This is a genomic window from Streptomyces sp. E11-3 (assembly GCF_046540415.1).
Taxonomy (GTDB): domain Bacteria; phylum Actinomycetota; class Actinomycetes; order Streptomycetales; family Streptomycetaceae; genus Streptomyces.
The window spans coordinates 1-3,156 of record NZ_JAZGRL010000050.1; the positions used below are offsets into that span (position 1 = coordinate 1).

The 3,156-nt window shown below is 71.0% G+C and carries 2 protein-coding genes; both read right to left on the reverse strand.

Annotated elements, in window-relative coordinates; genetic code table 11:
- The coding region (locus U9R90_RS34745) for an acetyl/propionyl/methylcrotonyl-CoA carboxylase subunit alpha (RefSeq protein ID WP_411061361.1) at window positions 1-1,441 on the reverse strand (1,441 nt) is incomplete at its 3' end.
- 98 nt (window positions 1,442-1,539) lie between these two features.
- Window positions 1,540-3,138: an acyl-CoA carboxylase subunit beta gene (locus tag U9R90_RS34750; RefSeq protein ID WP_411061363.1), complete on the reverse strand. Its 1,599-nt coding sequence runs from the start codon at window positions 3,136-3,138 to the stop codon at window positions 1,540-1,542.
- Between the last annotated feature and the right edge of the window lie 18 nt (window positions 3,139-3,156).

A 3,156-nucleotide genomic window follows, 5' to 3' on the forward strand; every position in this document is an offset into this window, starting at 1 on the left:
CTGGGGGCTTGCCCCCAGGTTCGGGAAGGGGCGGGGTGGGGGAGATTTCGCCTTGACGTGCTGCCGCGTCCGCCAGCGCTGCCGCGAGCGCCGCAACCGCTTCGCCACGCGGCGCCACGGTCCCGCCGTCCGGCGCGGTCAGTTCGTCCAGGTGCCGTTCGTAGAACCCGGTGTCCACATCCCCGGACGAGAACTCCGGGTGCCGAATGGACCGCACAAGCAACTCCCGGTTCGTGACCGGACCGTGCACGCGGGCCCGCTCCAGCGCCCCGGCCAGCTTGCGGACGGCTTCCGCCCGCGTCGGCGCCCACGCCACCACCTTCGCGAGCATCGCGTCGTAGTGGACTCCGACCGTGTCCCCGGACCCGTAGCCGGTGTCCAGCCGGACACCGCCAGGCACGGCGACCCGGTGCAGCGTGCCCGTCTGCGGAGTCCACCCCCGCGCCGGGTCCTCGGCGTACAACCGAGCCTCCACCGCGTGCCCACGCGCCCCCGGCGGCTCCGCCGCGAGCGTCCCGCCCTCCGCCACGTGAAGCTGCAGCGCGACCAGGTCGAGGCCGAAGACCTCCTCCGTCACCGGGTGTTCGACCTGGAGGCGGGTGTTCATCTCCAGGAAGTACGCGCGTCCGTCGGCGACCAGGAACTCGACGGTCCCGGCGCCCCGGTAGCCGATCGCCCGCGCCGCCGCCACGGCGGACTCGTGCAGCGAGGCACGGAGCCCGTCGGGCAGCCCAGGCGCCGGGGCCTCCTCGATGACCTTCTGATGGCGGCGCTGCAGCGAACAGTCACGGGTGCCGAGCGCCCACACCACCCCATGCCCGTCGGCGAGCACCTGCACCTCGACATGGCGTCCCCGCTCGACATACGGCTCGACGAACACCTCACCGTCACCGAACGCGCTCAGCGCCTCCGCCTCCGCGGCTGCCAACTCGCGTTCCAGGTCATCCAGTTCACGTACGACACGCATGCCTCGACCGCCCCCACCCGCCGCCGCCTTGACCAGCAGCGGAAGGTCGTCGGCGGTGGCCGCGGCAGGCTTCACCGGGTCGAGCAGCGGCACCCCGGCCGCCGCCATCAGCTCCTTGGCGCGGGTCTTCGACGCCATCGCCTCGATCGCCTCGGGCGGCGGCCCGATCCAGACGAGCCCCGCGTCGAGCACCGCGCGCGCGAACTCCGCGTTCTCGGAGAGGAATCCGTAGCCGGGGTGCACGGCGTCGGCACCGGCCGCCTGGGCGGCCTTCACCACGAGGTCCCCGCGCAGGTAGGTGTCGGCGGGCGCCAGCCCCGGCAGCCGTACCGCCACGTCCGCCTCCCGTACGTGCAGGGCGTCGGTGTCGGCGTCGGAGTGCACGGCCGCCGTGGCGATACCGAGTTCGCGGCAGGTGCGGAACACGCGGACGGCGATCTCGCCACGGTTGGCCACCAGGAGGGTTCTGATCATGAAGATCGCACTCTTTCCACTAGATCACCGCAACCATCAATTGAGGAACCACCGCGGCGGGCAACCAGGTCCGCGAGAGCGGCGGCGGTTCAGCCGCACTAGAGGCGAAAGACGCCGAAGCCGCCGCGCGCGCCCTCGACCGGGGCCGTGTGGATCGCGGACAGGCACAGGCCGAGCACGGTGCGGGTGTCGCGCGGGTCGATGACCCCGTCGTCGTACAGCCGCCCGGACAGGAACATCGGCAGGGACTCGGACTCGATCTGCTGCTCCACCATGGCGCGCAGCGCGGCGTCCGCCTCGTCGTCGTACGGCTGCCCCTTGGCGGCGGCGGACTGCCGGGCCACGATCGACAGGACGCCCGCGAGCTGTTGCGGGCCCATCACCGCGGACTTGGCGCTGGGCCAGGCGAACAGGAAGCGGGGGTCGTAGGCGCGGCCGCACATGCCGTAGTGACCGGCGCCGTAGCTCGCGCCCATCAGGACGGACAGGTGCGGGACCGTGGAGTTGGACACCGCGTTGATCATCATCGCGCCGTGTTTGATGATGCCGCCCTGCTCGTACTCCTTGCCGACCATGTAGCCGGTGGTGTTGTGCAGGAAGAGGAGGGGGATGTCGCGCTGGTTGGCGAGCTGGATGAACTGGGCGGCCTTCTGCGACTCCTCGCTGAACAGCACGCCTTGGGCGTTGGCGAGGATGCCGATCGGATAGCCGTGCAGCGCGGCCCAGCCGGTGACCAGGCTCGCCCCGTACAGCGGCTTGAACTCGTCGAAGTCGGAGGCGTCGACGATGCGGGCGATGACCTCGCGCGGGTCGAAGGGGATCTTGAGGTCGCCGGGGACGATGCCGAGCAGTTCGTCCTGGTCGTACTTGGGCTCTTCGGCCGGGCCCGGATCAGCGTATGCCTTGCGCCAGTTGAGGCGGGCGACGACGCGGCGGGCCTGGCGCAGCGCGTCCGGTTCGTCGGCGGCGAGGTAGTCGGCGAGTCCGGAGCTGCGGGCGTGCATCTCGGCGCCGCCGAGCGACTCGTCGTCGCTCTCCTCGCCGGTGGCCATCTTCACCAGTGGGGGTCCGCCGAGGAAGACCTTGGCCCGCTCCTTGACCATGATCACGTGGTCGCACATACCGGGGACGTACGCGCCGCCCGCCGTGGAGTTGCCGAAGACGACGGCGATGGTGGGGATTCCGGCCGCCGATGACTGGGTGAGGTGCTTGAAGAGCGCGCCTCCCGGTATGAAGATCTCCTTCTGGGATGGCAGGTCGGCGCCACCGGACTCCACGAGGTGGATGGACGGGAGCCGGTTCGCGTGCCCGATCTCATGGCTGCGGAAGGCCTTCTTCAGGGTCCAGGGGTTGGATGCGCCGCCGCGTACGGTCGGGTCGTTGGCGGTGATCAGGCACTCGACGCCCTCGACCGTGCCGATGCCGCAGACCATCGACGCGCCGACCGGGTAGTCGGTACCCCAGGCGGCGAGCGGGGACAGTTCCAGGAACGGGGTGTCGGGATCGAGCAGCAGCTCTATGCGCTCGCGGGCGAGTAGCTTGCCGCGTTTGCGGTGCCGGTCGACGTACTTCTCGCCGCCGCCCGCGAGGGCCTTGGCGTGCTCGGTGTCCAGCTCGGCGAGCTTGGCGAGCGCGGCCTCGCGGTGTGCGGTGTAGTCGGGGGATGTTGGGTCGAGGGTGGTGGGGAGGGTGGTCACGGGGTCACCTCCGGTGTG